Here is a 15,240-nt window from a genome sequence, read left to right on the forward strand (position 1 = left end):
CGCTAACAAAACTAATAAGCACACACAAACAAAGAAAAAAAATAAGAATAACCCCCCCAGTTGCGCGCGACCCCCCTTTTTTTTAGAATGAATTACGTTTTCAAGCAAAACTTCTTTAAAATAAAATAATTTAGAGTTATAATAATTAATATATGAAAAAAATATAAAGGTCAATTGGTATTTTAATCATGAAAAATATAAAATCAAAAGAAATATTAAAACAAAAAAATAAATTATTACAAACTCTAATGAAAACAACCCAAAAAACTAATAAAAAAACAGTTTTTAATTTAGTCAAAAAATTTAAAAATAGTTTAAATTTAACCACAATTTTAAAAACTATCAAAATCAAAAGAAGTACTTATTATTATTATTGGTTGAAAACGAAAGATAAACTAAAAGAAAAAGAAGAAAAAAACCTTTTACAGCAAAAAAGAATTAATGCTTTATGTATAAATAATCAATATTTTTACGGCCATCGTAAAATCACTGATTTATACCAAAAAACCTTTAACGAATTCATCACCAAGAAAAAAGTTTATACTATTATGAAAGAAAATGGAATTTGCTGTCGCTTAAGAATTAAAAAAAATAAATATAGTTATAAAAACAATTTAAAACCTAAATTAAAAGTAGTAGATAATTTAATCAATCAAGATTTTATAGCTACTAAACCTCTTCAAAAACTATTCACCGACATCACTTATTTCAAAACTAATCAAGGATTTTTATATTTTTCTTGTATTATCGACTCTTTTAATAATCAAATAATCGCTTCTCAGACTTCAAAACACCAAAATAAAGAATTAGTTTTAAATACCATCAAAAAATTACCTAAATTAATAAAACCTTGTATTATTCACTCTGATCAAGGCACAGTTTATCAATCACTAGAAGTCCAACAAACACTAGCTAAAAAAGGTTTTTTAATTAGTATGTCCCGAAAAGCCACACCACGCGACAACGCCGTCATTGAAAACTTTTTCGGCCAAATGAAAAGTATATTACAATACCAACATCCATTTTTATTTCAAAAACCAACCGAAAAAGTTAAAAAAATAATCAATTATTTTCCTAAATTTTGGAATACTAAATGGCTTTTAGCTAAATTAAATCATTCATCTCCTTCTCAATATTCACAAAATATTAGATAAATAATTTATTTAAAATATTTAACCTTGAAAAAGGTTACTTTTTTACGCATTTTTTTCAAAAAACATCATAATTGTGTAAAAAAATAATTTTAATTTCATTTTCTTAACGGAATTTTAACTTTTTTTACCTTACTATATAGTGTAAGGATAAAATATTAAAAAAAATATCTTTTGAAACTAACGAATTATTAAAAAAGTTTAGACACTTTTTGATTTTTAAAAAAATATTTCCTTAGTTTGAAAAGATATGAAATTATCTACTTATTTTTAAGTCTTAAAGAATCATTTTAAAATAAAAAATTGTCTAAAAAAACGAAACAGCGCACTTTTTCTAATGAATCTAAGAATGAACCCAAGACATTTGCTGACATCATTTCACAATCACAAAAAGAAATATCTACTCCTTTAATCTTGTTTAAATCATTAAGATCAAATAAAAATACTCCTTTACCAGGTTCATCTTTTAAATAATAATGAACTAAATCATTTAAAATGGCAATTTGAGAGTCAGTACAATTAATATTATGATCATAAAAACCTGTATAATCAGCAAACGCATCAATACCAGAAACAAATTGCCCTATACCAGGAACAAAACCTAATCCTATTGTAAATACATCTTTGGTTAATTGATTTCTATTAGCAAATTCTTGATAAGATTTACAAGGCATCATTTTAATTCCTGGAATATTATAAAATACTCGAGCGTTATCAGAAAAGGCATGTCCCTCTTCATTTTTCCAAGTTTGTTCATAATGTTTGGTATTATAATTTATTTCATAGTCATTAGGATTAAAAGCGTAAACTTTAAAGTTATAAAAATTAAATAAAACTAAAGTAGTTATAAAAAATAGTAATGATTTGAAATATTTATTAAAATGAGTTTGTTTTTGCATTATGAAAATTTTAATATCTCCTAATTAATTTTTTTTAAGAGAAGAAAAAAACTATCTTTTCAAAAAATTAACATTTTTTTATTTAATATAATTATATGTTTTTTCATTAGTTGTATTTTTTTTTATAATTAAGCCTCATCTTTGAAGAACACATAATTACACTTTTATTATAACACTAATTTAAAAGTTGTCAAGTTTAATTTTTATTTTAAAGTTAATTTTATATTTGGAGTTTTTAGCACTTTTTAATGTTATTCATTTTAAGTAAAAATATCAAAGTTTTTTAAAAAATACTTTAATCATTGTTCTTTTGTGCACTGTTATAAACAGATTTGGTGCTAATTTTTGTATTTGTTTTTTCTTTATTCTTTTTCTTTTTTTAAAAATTTTTTTTGTTGCAATTTGTTTTTTTTATGTTAAACTATAAGTAGTTTAATAACATGCATTTTAGTTTACAAATTTCTTTTCATGTAGTAGTGTTTTGCCCCGTATCAGTATCAATTTATTGCTTTGTCTTACGTCGTTATATTTATTCATTTATTCTTTTGTAATAACAAACTTCACATAGCACGACCTGTTTTTTATAATTTGCCATATTTTAACCTTTCGCATTGTAAACGGTTTTTGTATAGTTAATCTCAAATATAGTAGTCGTTTCCCAGATTTCACAGCATTCGGGCTGTTAGTTTATCAGTTAGACTTGTTTTACCTAGGTATTTATGCAGTTTCGGTTCCTAATCGGAATTACTTTTTCATTTATACTTTTCTTTGATGTAGTCCTAGGTATATTTCAGCCATATTTCAACTTATTTTCCTTTTTGTCTTTATATTTGATTTTAATGCCCCAAATAGTAACTTATCTATATGTTTTTGATGAAAGTAGATTATTTTATTTGTTAACGTTTCGTCATGTTTAATTTTTCTTCTTTTTAACTAAGTATAGGTTTTTGTGTATTCTTTGGGTATTTCTCTTGAAGTTTGGATTTTTACCTTGCTATTTAGTAAGTTTTTGGTTATTTTAGTTTTGTGAGTGCTTTTAGTTAGACTTACTCTAAGAACTTAGTGCTTTTGGTGTCTTTTATGATTTTTGATTTATCCTTTTTAATTTTAAAATTCAAGTACTTGTTCTAACCATTAGGTTATTAATTCTTTAATATATTAAACTTTGTAACATTCCTTTTTTACTTGTAATAAAATCATCTACGTAGTAGATGTATTCAATTTTGATTTTTAGGTTATGGTTGATATATCTATTAATACCTCGGATTTTATGTTTTCTTTTACGATAGACTTTACCATATTCTAAGTTTACTATCCCTTTTTGGTGTGCTCTTTTTTATCAGTTCTTCTATTTTTAAATAAATACAGATAGATGAATTGTGCTTCGCTGATTTTTTGGGCATACTACAATCTGGTCTCTATCTGCACGTAGCAAACAAGTTTCTAAGCACACAGCTTTCTGTAATTTAATTGACCTTTATCAGGTATTGACCTAGTTTTAGGTATTTTTTTAGTTAGTTAGTTCCTGCGTAATTTACTATTTTTACAATAAATTACTAGCTACTTTCACCTTGTAAGAATTATTAACTTTTTGCCTGATAGGTTAGTTTGCAATAATACTTTGGATTTCTTCTGACTACTAAAAAAAATCTCTTTATCCTTGAGCAGTAAGCTTTTAACTTCTATTTTACTAATTTAATAGTTACTTTTGGGATTGTCTAAGTTACTCTAAATATCTATCTAGTTCGTCAGGCAAACTAATTGCGTCTTGTCATCTAAGTTTCGTACTGTTGTGTAGAATTGCTGATGGTTGTGTTAAGATTTTAGTTTTTTTCAATTGATAAACTAACCAGGACACCATAAATATCTTGTTAGACGCTTTTTTTCGGTAGTTTTTTTGGTAGCTTTGCCCGATAGGCTACATTATTACATTTGCTTTTTTTCTTAGGTCATTATAGGCTTATCTGTGAAACAATTTGGTCACAAAATCCTCTTGGCTAACTATTTTGGTCTTAATCTACTTTTATGAATTACTGTAAGTCGTTATTCTTTCAAATAACCTACTCAAAGAAAAGGGTTTGATTGGGTTTTCTGGCTATTTTGGTTTTTAGGCCTCTTTGGTACCTTTAAAAATATGATGATAAATACAAATATCAAACCTTCCTAATACATGTTTTTAATAGTTAATAACTTTTAAGTTTGACTGAATCTATATAATAATTAACAAAATACCTAAACATGAAATAAGACAGATAAGCAAATAAACAAAATAAATAAAAAGATCGGTTTTTATTGTAAACAACATAATCATTAAACCACGAAAACAAAAACTTGAAAACACTCAAAAATTTTAAAAAACCCCCATCAATAAACCCTTAAAACTAAAAATAATGAAAAATTAGAAAGAATAAATTTATGAAACTACTTATAAACAATAAAGATAAGAAAATTTCATTTATTGCCACCCTTTTAATAATTGGTATCACGGTTTTGATTTTGTCAATTCCTATTTGTGCTTTGTTTTACCGTCAATTCAAACCAAAATCAAATGATACTAAAAGAATTGTTGTGACTACTACCATGTTACAAGATTTAGTCAACCATTTAATCGGTGATGTAAATGAGAGCGAACAATCAAAAAATTATCAAAAAATTTCTAACATTGAAGTTAAAACTTTAATGGGCATAGGCATTGACCCCCACAATTACAAAACTAAGTTATCTGATCGCGCCAAAATCCAAGAAGCTGATTTAGTTGTTGTCAATGGATTAAATTTAGAAGCTAAGATGCCTGATGCCTTTGCTGAATTTAGCCAAAAAGATTGTTTATGGAATGCCGGAGATAAATTAAAAGAAGATATCAACTTCAAAGAGGAATTATTAAAAAAAGACTATTCAGAAGATTATGACCCTCATATTTGGTTTTCGCCCGATTTATGGATCCAAACTTTGCAAAATTTAAAAGATGTTCTTATAGCAAAAAATATTGTAAAAGAAAAAGCAAAATTAGAAACAAATTTCCAGATTTATAACGAAGTTTTAACAAATTTAAAAACACATATTGTTAAAGAAATGAAAGACTTGAAAACAAACATAGAAAAACAACAAAATAAATTTATTATAGTAACAGCTCATGATGCTTTTTCTTATTGGCAACAATTTTGTAAAAAGAATCATTGTTCTTTTGATTTAGAACCTATTCAAGGAATTTCAACCCAAACCGAAGCTAGCAACAATAAAATAGTCACTTTAGCAAAAAAATTAGCTCAACACAATGTCCAAGCTATTTTTACCGAAAACTCAATGCCTAAAAACTCTTTAAAAAGCTTGAAAGAAGAAGTTGATAAACAAAGACAAAAACTAAAAATGACTGGAACAATAAAAATTCCTGATAATGTCGAATTGTATTCCGATTCTTTGGGAACAAATAAACACGAAGAGAAGTTTGAAGACATTTTTTACAAACACTCAACTTATGTTGGTGCTTTTTTAAACAATATCAAAATTATAAAGGAAAATTTATTATGAATAATAAATCAAAAATAGCTATTTCCATACAAGATTTAACAGTTAGTTATCATTTAAAACCTGTTTTGTGGGATATTGATCTTGATTTTTATCAAAGTTCTTTAACTGGCATCTTAGGGCCGAATGGAGCTGGCAAGTCTACTTTAATCAAAACCTTAATTGAGTTAATTCCTAAGGTTTCGGGCGAAGTTTTATTCCAAGGGCAAACTTATCAAAAAATTAGAAAACAAATTGCTTATGTTCCCCAAAGAAATTCAGTCGATTGGGATTTTCCTACTACTGTTTTTGACGTTGTTTTAATGGGGCGATACGGACATTTAGGTTGGTTTACCCGTCCAACGGCAAAAGATCACCAAATAGTGATGCAATCTTTGGAAAAAGTTGATATGCAAGATTTAAAAGACCGTCAAATTTCTGAACTTTCTGGCGGACAACAACAACGCATTTTTTTAGCACGCGCTTTAGCTCAACAAGGTGATATTTACTTAATGGATGAACCTTTTCAAGGAGTTGATATCCAAACCGAAAAAAAAATTATCACCGTTTTAAAAGATTTACAAAAAGAAAAAAAAACCATTATTGTCGTCCATCATGACTTAGAAACAGTACCCCAATATTTCGATCATGTCGTTTTATTAAACATCCAAAAAATCGCCAGTGGCCCCCTTCAAACCACTTTTACACCCGAAAATATCAAAAAAACCTATCAACATTATCAATTAAAAAATACCACTGTTAAAAAGTAAATTATATGGATTTTTTACATATATTAATTCAATTTAGCACTATTAAGATCTTTTTAGGTATCGGTTTATTAGGTTTTGCTGCAGGTATTTTAGGGGTCTTTGTCATTTTGAAACAAAAAGCTTTATTGGGGGATGCAATTTCTCACACTGTTTTGCCAGGAATAGTTTTATCTTATCTTTGTTTTCGTAAAACTGATATTTGGGTTATTTGGATCGGTTCCGTCGGAGCTGCTATTGTTTCTTTGTTTTTAATGGAAGCTATCAAACGATATTCTAAAATTAAAAAAGACGCCGCTTTATCCTTGGTTTTATCAGCTTTTTTTGGTTTAGGCAATGCTTTGATGACTTATGCTCAACAAGGTAACGAAGATAGTTCTATTGCGGTATTAGAAAAATTTATTTTAGGACAAGTAGCTTTGATTGAAACCATAGATGTTTGGTTTATTATACTTGGCTCTTTACTGGTGTTAATGGTAGTAAGTTTGTTATGGAAAGAATTAAAACTTTTTGTCTTTGATGAAGTTTTTGCCAAAAGTATGGGTTTTAATAATATCGTCATTACCGTTATTTTTAATGCTTTATTAATTGGAGTTATTGTTATTAGTTTAAAAATTACAGGCATCATTTTAACTAGCGCTTTTTTGATTATGCCTGGCATTGTTTCGCGTCAAATGAGCGATAAATTATCAGTTAACGTTATACTTTCTTCTGGTGTTATGATTCTTTCTGGTTTTATTGGTGTTGTTGCAAGTACCTTGATCGAAAACTTGCCCACCGGACCTGCTGTTATTGTAGTAACTGCTATTATTCTTTTTTTAGTGTGTTTATTATCTCCCAAATATGGCATTATTCAACGCAAACTCAAACATTATCGTTATCAAAAAAATATCCAAAAATTTAAGCAATTAATCCATTTTTATAAAAACAATCATTATTTTGACACCCAAGTTATCCAACCTTTTTTATTCCAAGAAGGGTTTTTAATTAGACAGCAAGACCAAATTGTAATCACTACCAAAGGAATTAAAATAGTAGAAAAATTAATCGATGGGAAGGTGTTATAATGGTTAACAAACTTTTAAATGAATTTGATTTTTCTGTTTATGCAGTGTTAATTTTTTGTTCACTAGCTTTATCAGTCTTAGGTGTGTTTGTGGTTTTAAAAAAAGTTTCGATGGTAATTGATGCCATTTCTCATAGCGTTTTATTAGGGATTGTTTTAGCTTTTTTAATAGTTAAAAACCTTAATTCGCCATTTTTAATTGTTGGAGCTGCTTTAATTGGAGTCTTAACTGTTTATTTAGTTGAATTGATGGGTAAAAATCCTCGCATTAAAAAAGATGCCGCTATTGGGATTGTCTTTACGTTTTTTTTTGCCATCGCCATCACCATTATTAGCGTTCACATTCGAAATGTGCATATGGATACTGATGCTGTCTTTTTAGGTAATATTGAATTAACTAATATTAAGGTTTTAAAAAAAATTATTCCTATTTTATTAATAAACTTTGGTTTTATCGTGCTTTTTTACAAGGAATTAAAGATTTTTATCTTCGACCCAACATTAGCAGCCATTTTAGGCTTTTCTGCGCTTATCATTAATTATCTTTTAATGACTTTAATTTCTATAACAGCTGTAATTGCTTTTGATATAGTTGGTTCTGTAATGACAATTGCCTGTATTATTGGACCTGCTACCATTGCTTTGTTGTTGAGTAAAAAATTATTAAATTGCATTTTTTTATCTTTGTGGTTTGCTTTTATAAGTTCTAGTTTAGGTTATTTTTTAGGCATTATATTTGATCTTCCGATTTCAGGAATGATTTCGGTAGTCATTTTGATCATCTTTTTATCAGTGCTTTTTTTCGAACCCCAAAATGGCATTATTGCCAAAATAATTAAAAATAACCTCCAAAAAAAATATTTTATGGTGATCGCTTTTTTAATGCATTTAAGCAACAATGAAAAACACAAGCGTTTAAATGATTTACAACAATTACAACAAGATTTACAATGGTCTTCGTTTCGCTATCAAAAATGCCTCCAAAAAGCTCTAAATTTAGGCTATGTTGCTATCGTTAAAAAGCAAGTCGTTTTAAAGGAGGAAGGCAAAAAAGCCTTAACCAAAAAAACTACTGCTTGGAATGTTTAACATTTTTTAGACTATCTATTTGAGATGGTCTTTTTTTTTGGCTTAAAAACTAGCTTTAAGGCGATATTTTATTTTTTTAATGTGATAATATTTGATTTTTTGATCAAAAATGATTATAATAAGTAAGTAAAGAAGTTATCTTTTCTAAATTAAAAATAAGTTTAATTTTTATGATTTCTTTACTTTAATAATATCTTTTTATTTAAAAAATTTATTCATTAATCAAAACTATTAATTCTCATTGTTAGTCAGATACTTCTTATATATTGTTAAAGATAGGAAAATAAAAAAAATTATGAATCATAAAATGAAAAAAATATTATTATTAGGACTAAGTTTAAATTTATTGCATTTTTTCTTTTGGATATCTTGTTATATTTTGAATTGTAGCTTGGTTTCTTTGAAAAAAAAGAAAATTGCTCCTAGTTTTCAAGTAGTTGCAGCTGTATCAGATAATCAAAACTTAGATGATAATTCAACCCAAAAACTACAAGCAATCAAAGAGGACATAGAAAAAACCAGAGAAACAAGAAATAAAGTTGAGTCATTAGTCAAAGATAATCAACGTTTAACTACTTTTTTAAATGAAAAAACGGATTGGCAAACAGTCGAAGATAATTTTCAAAAACAACAAAATTCATATAAAGAATTAGAAAATAAATTAAAAGAAAAACAAAGCAATGAATCTCAAAGTTGGTTGTCATCGTTATGGCAAGTAGGTAAAAAAGCAGTAAATCTTGTTATCCCTCAGAACATTAAAGATCAAATCACGAATTGGTGGTCAGGTGTTCCCTCTGGGTTAGCTCAAAAATATGAAGCTATATTCCAAAAAGTTCAAGAGGAAAAAACAAACTTAGAACAACAAGCAAACGAAAAAAAAACACAAATAACTTCTCTAAACCAAAAATTACAAGAAATAGATGATATTAAAACTCAAATTAATACATTAATGAATGTTGATAGTTTAACTGAAGTTAGCGATAATCAAAAATTAATAAACTGCTTTTTAAATGAAAATACAATGTGGAAAGAAGCTGAAAAAACATATCAACAAATCAAAACTCATCAAAATAACGAAGAATTGCAACAAGCTTTAACACTGCTAGAACCTTGCCAAACTTGGTGGCAGTGGATTTCTGGTTCCTCTAATCCATCTTTAAAAGAAGTTTATCAAAAGGTATTTACCCAAGTTCAAGAGGAAAAAACAAACTTAGAACAACAAGCAAACGAAAAAAAAACACAAATAACTTCTCTAAACCAAAAATTACAAGAAATAGATGATATTAAAACTCAAATTAATACATTAATGAATGTTGATAGTTTAACTGAAGTTAGCGATAATCAAAAATTAATAAACTGCTTTTTAAATGAAAATACAATGTGGAAAGAAGCTGAAAAAACATATCAACAAATCAAAACTCATCAAAATAACGAAGAATTGCAACAAGCTTTAACACTGCTAGAACCTTGCCAAACTTGGTGGCAGTGGATTTCTGGTTCCTCTAATCCATCTTTAAAAGAAGTTTATCAAAAAATTTTAGACGACATTAACTCTAAAATTAAAGAACTTAAAGAATTAACACTAAAAATAAAAAAACCAAATGCATCAACAAAAGACAAAAAAAGCTGGTGGTCTAAAATCAATAACTTTTGGCCATCTGTATCAGGAATCGAAGAATCACCTTCTATCCCAGAAAAAAACCAATTAGAAGAAGGTTCATATTTAAAAAAATTTTTCAACAATCATCCTTTTATTACTAAAGTTTTAGCCATGGTTTTGGGAGAAAAAGAAAAAGATCTACCTACTATAGTCGACAATCTAGCTAAAGATATTTTTGAAGTTTCAGGAGGTCAAGTTAGATCAGAGGTTGAAAAAGCGGAAAAAGGAATTCGAGAAAAAATTAAAGAAGCTTTTAAAAAGAAAGTTGCAATGATCATCATTATATCTGTTGCTTGCGCTACTTTAGTTGTAACAATGCTTTTTTGGCTCATCACTCGCAAAAAGAAAATCAAAACTATCACTAAAACAAATTGCACCAAAACTAAAAAATAATATTAAAAAGTTAAAATCATTTTATGATTAAAATCAGACATTTATTCAAAACTTTTGCCAATATCTTTGTTTTAAAAATGACATTTCTTTTAAATTGCCCGAAAAGGGCTTATTTTTTCTAACTGGTAAATCTGGTTCTAAGAAAGTCTGCACTGTTATAAAAAAGTGTAAATGAATTAATTTTTAATACCTAAATAGGCTAGTTTTTGCAACTAGTCTTTTTTTATTTTTAAGAAAAAAAGCATTTTAAATAAATGATTTTTCAACAATCATCTAAAACTCTATAAAAAATTTTTTTGACACAGCTTCGTAAAAAAATGAAAAAAATTGGTAACCTTTTAGGAAATATTGTGCCTTATAATGTGAAAGTAATCATTGTTTTATCTTTTTTTGCCCCAACTTATTGAATTTTTGTTTAAAATATAAAAAAATAATAAATAAAAACAAAAAAAATAGCCTATTAAAAATGCGTCTCAAAACATTTATAATTTTTTATAACACCCCATACAACCACAACAATTAGATGCTTATTATAACTATTTTGTAGGTTTTGTTTTTCCAGAATATAATTTATTAAACAATTTGATTGTTTTTGAAAATATTAAAATAGCTTGTGAATTCCAGGCCAAAAAATTTTAATAATGAACATATCTATGAAATCTTACAAGAAGTTAATTTGCAAGATTTAGCCACTAGATACCTTTATTAACTGTCTTTGATGAACAAAAAAACAAAGAGTCGGTATCGCTCGCACCCCACCGGACCAAAAAACGAAACCACCTAAAAACAAAAAATAAATCCACAAAAAAACAAGCTAAATTGTTTATTAAATTAAAATAAACAGTTTAGCTTTTTTTGTTTTCTAAACTGTGGAAAGGAGAAAAAAATAATGAAAAATCAAATTGAAGAATTAGAAAAAAATTTGCAAATCCTTACAGCCAAGGAGCGCGAAAACATAAATTATTCGAAAAAATTCGCACGTTGGGCGGAAGAATATAAATTCGAGGCACAAAAAGTCAAAATCAAGGCAAAAACAATAAAAACTAAAATAGAAGCATTAAAAAACCAATTAAACCAAGAATAAATAAAAATATCCAAAAAAGGGAAACAAACAATGAAAACAAATATTGAAAATGAAATTAAAGAATTAAAAAAAGAATTTCAATTATCCAACAAAGAGATACGCGAAAGCATAACTAAAGCGAAATCATGTATGTATTGGGCGCAAGAATACACAGCTAGGGCAGAAGAAGAAGACTTAACCAACATAAAAGAAGCAGAAGAAAACGCAACTTGGGGACAAGCGCATTTAAAAGTGGCAAGAATGTTAGTAAATAAGACGCAAGAATTAAAAGCAAAAATAGAAAAACTAAAAAATGAATTAAACCAAATTCATTGTCAAAAAATAATTGAAAAATTAGAAATTAAAAATATTTCACAAGTTTATGACTGGGTTAGAAAGTATAATAGCGACCCTGAAGGAGAATTAGACAACTTAAAACCTAAAAAAAAGGCCATATCACAAGAAGATGAGGACTTATTACAAGCTTTAAAGAAAGAAACGACAAAACTATTCAAAAACCGCCTTGAAAAACGCGATTTTTACTTAAAAATCATTCAAAAATACTCTCAATCTTTGTCTCTTAATCAAATATTAAAAAAACTACAAATACATAAAAGCACTTATTATCGGTGGCTTTTGCAAAATAAAAAATTCGCCACTAATCAACCCTTAGAAAAAGCCATTTATAAAATGTGTTATCAATACGCTTTTGTGGCAAACCATATCCCTATTATGAGATTAGGATACCGTCGTATTTGGTTTAAAATGAAAAAAGCAGGCTTTAAAGTATCACGCTTAACAGTTTTAAAAATTATGAATAAATTAAACTTGTTATCACGGATGCAAAAAACCAAGTCAAAACATTTTCAAGTCAAAGCCGAACAAAGAAAAATCACATTTCAAAATAAATTAAATAATAATTTTTACGCCTCAAAACCTTTACAAAAGATTTGTACTGACATTACTTATATTATTATGCCAAACGGCGCTAAGGTTTATTTATCAGCTATTTTAGATTTACATACAAGAGAAATAATTAGCTTTAATTTATCTCAAAAACAAGACATTAATTTTGTTATGCAAACATTATCAAAAATACCTTTTTCTAATGGTTGTATTCATCACAGCGATCAGGGCACCGTTTACACCTCCAAAGAATACATGACAGCGGTTAAAGATAAAGGCATGATTGCTAGTTTTTCCAAAAAAGGCACACCATCAAATAACGCATGTATAGAGGCCTTTTGGTCTAATTTTAAACGCGAGACTATTAATTTAATTAGGAAAAAAGATTTAAGTTTTGACAAAGTGAAAGAAATTATTACTTCATATATTCATTTTTATAACTATGAACGTGAAATGCAAGTGTTAGATGGGATGGCGCCCCTTGAATATAAAAATTATTATCAAAAAAACCCTGATTTAAAACCATTTATTATTAAACCCCAACGAAAAAAAATGAGACGTTATTACCAATAAACCTATAATTATTAACCCTTCAACCTAGAAGGGCATTTTGTGATGGTTTTTTTTATAATGATAAAAAATATATATAATTTAACAAAATAAGCAAAACATTTGACAAATAAAAAAAATTAAGTTATAATTTTATATAATCTGATTTTGATTCTGGTATTACTATATATTATATATTAAACATCAGAATCAGAATCTTTATATAATATTATTATTAAAAATTAATATAAAATAATATATTATAAAATATCTGATTTTGATTCTGGTATTGTTTTTTTCTTTTTTTAAAAAAAATCATTTTTTGTTGTTTTTTTTGTTGCTTTGTATTTTTTTTATGTTAAAATATAGGTAGTTTAATAAACACATATTTGGCTCATAAATTTGTTTCCAAGTGGTAGTTTTTTGACGTACCGGTACCCACTTTAATAAAAGAACTGAAAATGATTTTAGCTGGTGAACCAACTGGTAATTTAGACGAAAAAACAAGTAAAATTATTTTTTGATTATTTTAAACAAATCACTTAAGAAAAACTAGTTATCATCGTTTAACACAATACCCAAAGTGTTTTTTTCAATATACCAACTGAATTATTGAAATCTCAGATAGTAAAATCAACAACAATTTAACAAAACAAGCAACTTCAAAAAAAACCTTTTTATCAACAAAAACTTATCGCAAATAAATTATACTAAAACAGAAAGAAAAGTTTTATTTCAACAAAAAAATAATTTTTGTTACATGTAATTTTGCCCAATTCCCCCTCATCTGTCTTTTTACAATAATTCTCAAATTATCAAATTACTTCAAAATAATTCTTGTGTCACAAAACAATCAGCCCATTTGGCAACTAAAAATATTTTTCAAAATAATAAAAAACTTTACTTCAAAGCTACCTTTTCGACAAACAATACCAGTTGTTTATAATAATTTTTTAGTATTTTATTGTTTTTAAATCTTTTATATCATTAATGAAACCTTGTTGTTTGCTTTATAGTTTTTGCTTATCCTTTTATTTTTAAATTATATAGCCATCAAAAAATACAATTAAAAAAATCTTTATCAATAAAATCCCTTAAACATTATTTTAAAAAACCAAATAAGGACTAAAAAATTATCAATTATGAAAATAATTTTAACCTATTAATTAAATTTGGTTATAATCGCTTTAAAATAAGTTAGTTTTTAAAAAAAATTACTTCTATCGCATTTTTTTAAGATAATATAATAATTTTTTTTAATAAAACTTATGATAATTATTTTATTAGTCAAGAAAATAAAAAACCATCATTTATTAAAAATGATGGTTAATTTTTTAATTGTTTATTTTTTTGTTGTACTAAAGCTTTATTAATATGTAAAAAATCTTCTGGATGGACATATAATATTTTATTATCGAAATTGTAATGAGTTTTTTTTGTAGAATCTTGTAAAATTTCAAATTGCATTTCTTCGACGTTACTTAATTTTTCTAAAATTTGTCTTAAAGTTTTAGGTATTTCATCTAAAAAATCTTTTGGCTGTGAAATAGTGGTTTGTTTTTGTTGTTCTTCTAAGTCTTTTATTTTTTGTTTGATTTCTATTTCAAAAATTTTTTGATTAAAATAAGTTTCAAGCATTTTTTGTTTCATTTCCAACAAGTCAGTTTGTGAGTTATGATGGTTTTTCCTTTCCATCATTTCGATCAATTTTAAATTAATCAAACAATTTGAATCTAAATCCTTATTATTGATTAAAATATTAGGCAAATGATTTTGATTATCGTTGTTTTTTGTTACCGACTGTTTTTTAGGAAGACTAAAAAAATTAGCAATCCAAAAATTAATATAATAAACAAACAATAATAATTTAATAAAACCTTTAACAAACAAAAATATAAAAACTGGGAAAACAATTAAAACAGTACCACAAGCAATTAAGTGATAGTCACGAAAAAACGAAATCACTACTTCTAAAAAAGGCAAAACCGACACACAAATTTCTAATAAATTTAATGATACAAATTTATCATATCTACAACTTTATTTAATCAAAAAAAAGTTTAATTGTCAATCGTTAAATGAATTTTTTTTATTCGAAAATATTTTTTTGCTAAAACAAAAATAATTTTTTGATACAAATTTAAAATTATCTTTCTTTTAGTAAAAATAAATTTTATCTGTGTTTTCAAAAAG

The 15,240-nt window shown here is 26.4% G+C and carries 10 protein-coding genes; 8 read left to right on the forward strand and 2 right to left on the reverse strand.

Annotated elements, in window-relative coordinates; genetic code table 11:
• Positions 1 to 188: 188 nt before the first annotated feature.
• On the forward strand, positions 189 to 1,154 hold the full coding sequence (locus tag psc1_RS00385) for an IS3 family transposase (RefSeq protein ID WP_373400979.1): 966 nt from the start codon (positions 189 to 191) through the stop codon (positions 1,152 to 1,154).
• A 287-nt stretch (positions 1,155 to 1,441) separates the two neighbouring features.
• On the opposite strand, the gene psc1_RS00390 is transcribed toward psc1_RS00385, so the two are convergent.
• The gene (locus psc1_RS00390; RefSeq protein WP_373375653.1) at positions 1,442 to 2,050 is read right to left on the reverse strand and encodes a hypothetical protein; all 609 of its coding nucleotides are present in this window, start codon (positions 2,048 to 2,050) and stop codon (positions 1,442 to 1,444) included.
• Positions 2,051 to 4,465: 2,415 nt separating this feature from the next.
• Between psc1_RS00390 and psc1_RS00395 the strand changes: the two genes are divergently transcribed.
• From psc1_RS00395 to psc1_RS00425, 7 genes are all read left to right on the forward strand, one after another.
• Entirely contained in the window at positions 4,466 to 5,578 is a 1,113-nt protein-coding gene (locus psc1_RS00395; RefSeq protein ID WP_373375654.1) for a metal ABC transporter substrate-binding protein, read from the forward strand.
• A complete protein-coding gene (locus psc1_RS00400; protein ID WP_122225492.1) occupies positions 5,575 to 6,324 on the forward strand; it encodes a metal ABC transporter ATP-binding protein in 750 nt (249 codons plus the stop codon). Before psc1_RS00395 ends, psc1_RS00400 begins: the two co-directional genes overlap by 4 nt.
• Positions 6,325 to 6,329: 5 nt before the next feature.
• Complete coding sequence (locus psc1_RS00405) at positions 6,330 to 7,388, forward strand: metal ABC transporter permease (protein WP_023161203.1); 1,059 nt, start codon at positions 6,330 to 6,332, stop codon at positions 7,386 to 7,388.
• Positions 7,388 to 8,476, forward strand: coding sequence for a metal ABC transporter permease (locus psc1_RS00410; RefSeq protein WP_023161202.1), 1,089 nt, complete (start codon positions 7,388 to 7,390; stop codon positions 8,474 to 8,476). The genes psc1_RS00405 and psc1_RS00410 overlap by 1 nt, the downstream gene beginning before the upstream one ends.
• 295 nt (positions 8,477 to 8,771) lie before the next feature.
• On the forward strand, positions 8,772 to 10,529 hold the full coding sequence (locus psc1_RS00415) for a hypothetical protein (RefSeq protein ID WP_373375655.1): 1,758 nt from the start codon (positions 8,772 to 8,774) through the stop codon (positions 10,527 to 10,529).
• Positions 10,530 to 11,418: 889 nt separating this feature from the next.
• Complete coding sequence (locus tag psc1_RS00420) at positions 11,419 to 11,613, forward strand: hypothetical protein (RefSeq protein ID WP_122225416.1); 195 nt, start codon at positions 11,419 to 11,421, stop codon at positions 11,611 to 11,613.
• A gap of 30 nt (positions 11,614 to 11,643) precedes the next feature.
• On the forward strand, positions 11,644 to 13,071 hold the full coding sequence (locus psc1_RS00425) for an IS3 family transposase (protein ID WP_373375657.1): 1,428 nt from the start codon (positions 11,644 to 11,646) through the stop codon (positions 13,069 to 13,071).
• A gap of 1,302 nt (positions 13,072 to 14,373) precedes the next feature.
• Here psc1_RS00425 and psc1_RS00430 read toward each other — a convergent pair.
• A complete protein-coding gene (locus psc1_RS00430; protein WP_238603324.1) occupies positions 14,374 to 15,039 on the reverse strand; it encodes a hypothetical protein in 666 nt (221 codons plus the stop codon).
• Positions 15,040 to 15,240: the final 201 nt, after the last annotated feature.

The sequence above is a fragment of the Candidatus Phytoplasma solani genome, from assembly GCF_041729705.1.
Taxonomy (GTDB): domain Bacteria; phylum Bacillota_I; class Bacilli_A; order Acholeplasmatales; family Acholeplasmataceae; genus Phytoplasma; species Phytoplasma solani.

Excerpts from the sequence above, each read along its gene's own strand:
- psc1_RS00395 (WP_373375654.1), top strand. The coding sequence starts at position 4,466 with ATGAAACTACTTATAAACAATAAAGATAAGAAAATTTCATTTATTGCC.
- psc1_RS00385 (WP_373400979.1), top strand. The coding sequence starts at position 189 with ATGAAAAATATAAAATCAAAAGAAATATTAAAACAAAAAAATAAATTA.
- psc1_RS00400 (WP_122225492.1), top strand. The coding sequence starts at position 5,575 with ATGAATAATAAATCAAAAATAGCTATTTCCATACAAGATTTAACAGTT.
- psc1_RS00415 (WP_373375655.1), top strand. The coding sequence starts at position 8,772 with ATGAATCATAAAATGAAAAAAATATTATTATTAGGACTAAGTTTAAAT.
- psc1_RS00420 (WP_122225416.1), top strand. The coding sequence starts at position 11,419 with ATGAAAAATCAAATTGAAGAATTAGAAAAAAATTTGCAAATCCTTACA.
- psc1_RS00390 (WP_373375653.1), bottom strand. The coding sequence starts at position 2,050 with ATGCAAAAACAAACTCATTTTAATAAATATTTCAAATCATTACTATTT.
- psc1_RS00405 (WP_023161203.1), top strand. The coding sequence starts at position 6,330 with ATGGATTTTTTACATATATTAATTCAATTTAGCACTATTAAGATCTTT.
- psc1_RS00425 (WP_373375657.1), top strand. The coding sequence starts at position 11,644 with ATGAAAACAAATATTGAAAATGAAATTAAAGAATTAAAAAAAGAATTT.
- psc1_RS00410 (WP_023161202.1), top strand. The coding sequence starts at position 7,388 with ATGGTTAACAAACTTTTAAATGAATTTGATTTTTCTGTTTATGCAGTG.